Origin of the sequence: Streptomyces sp. W16, assembly GCF_033194735.1 — a bacterium.
GTDB lineage: Bacteria > Actinomycetota > Actinomycetes > Streptomycetales > Streptomycetaceae > Streptomyces.
Map to the genome: position 1 here is coordinate 1 of NZ_JAWOAI010001087.1, position 1,331 is coordinate 1,331.

The 1,331-nt window shown below is 68.1% G+C and carries 1 protein-coding gene and 1 pseudogene; one reads left to right on the top strand and one right to left on the bottom strand.

The window, feature by feature from the left end:
• The first annotated feature begins 360 nt into the window (after window positions 1-360).
• Window positions 361-822 carry a hypothetical protein gene (locus tag R6V09_RS53310; RefSeq protein ID WP_317888581.1) on the top strand — a complete coding sequence of 154 codons (462 nt, stop codon included), beginning with the start codon at window positions 361-363 and terminating at the stop codon, window positions 820-822.
• 99 nt (window positions 823-921) lie between these two features.
• On the opposite strand, the pseudogene tpg reads toward R6V09_RS53310, so the two are convergent.
• Window positions 922-1,245: pseudogene (gene tpg, locus R6V09_RS53315) on the bottom strand (telomere-protecting terminal protein Tpg); the annotation flags it as partial.
• Window positions 1,246-1,331 lie beyond the last annotated feature (86 nt).

The window sequence follows — 1,331 nt, forward strand, 5'->3', positions numbered from 1 at the left end:
CGGCCTTGAACTCCGGCGTGAACGAGCGGCGAGGGCGTGGCTTCTTCTTCCCCATGCTCTCCATGATGGACATCCTCCCGGGGCAGAACCCCTGATCTCGGATGTCCGCCAAAGCGGATCAAGCCCAGAACCGGTGTACAGGACCGTCGAAGCGGCCTGGTTGTCACCAGCGAAGCACGCGGCTTGTCACACATGCTCACTCGGCAGCCCTTCTGTCACCAGGGGCGAAGATCGACAGCCTCTGGCTCCCCGAGGCGGTTCCATGCGGCGACACTTCACCACAACCGCGTCCTGCTCCTGTGCGTCCTACCACTGAGCGCCGGCAGGAGTCGGCCACCCCGGGGGATCAGGACGCGAGTCATGCAGAAGTACGCGATCGTCCAGCACATCACACGGTTCTTTTGGCCTTGGCATGGTGCGAGGCGACAGCCGCCCACGTCCGTCCGGCGACTGGTGGGGCTCTGGCTGTTCGCGCTTGCCTTCGGGGCCGGGTTCACCGCGCTCGGCTGGGATGATTTCGACGGCAGCTTCCTTATGGCGCTGCTGCTCCTCTTCTATATCGTCGACGACATCAGCGACGGGGTACCGCACCGCTGGCCGGCCGCACTGGCCGCGGTAACAGTCCTGTGGGGCGCCACCCGGCTCACCAGCGCCGTCCTGCCCGACTCCCTCGACAATGCCTGGGCGCAGAGCGTCGCCGCCGCTGTCGGTGTCACGCTCGGGCTGGCAGTGAGCGCCGCGATCACACGGCTTCCGGAGCGCCGACCACATCGGCCCGTCGAGGGACACGACTCCGGGTTCGGCGGACAAGACTCTCGGTAAAGGACATAGCCGCCGACCTCGGTGACAACAAACCTGCCTTTGTGACACCTATCGCGCTTCGGCTCAACGGGGCTCGCGAGCTGTTCGGGGGCGCGGCTGCTACAGGTCGAACTCCAGGTGCTCGATCTCCGTGAACCGGACTTCCTCCAGACTGCCGGCGCGACGGCCTCCGTCCTGGAAGTACACCTCCTTGAGTGCCTCAGCGGCGAGTTCCTGGAGGCGTTGCTCCGCGGCGCCCTGCTCCTGGGCCTCGAAGAGACGGGCGGCATAGCGGGGCGGCAACGCGACGGCCAGGTGCCGGATGCGGTCCTGGTCCGTCGTCCCGATCGGCGCCTGAGTGAACCCCTCGACACCCCGTGCGCCGAAGGGTTGCGGCGAGAACGCGCCGACGTCGGCACGCTGCCGTACTCCCGGGCGGATCCGCGACGGCGGGGCGCCGGCCACAGGTCACCCGGGCCGCCGCCTGACGTTCCCGGCCTGCGACGTCCCCGGACGAGGACCGCGGCCGT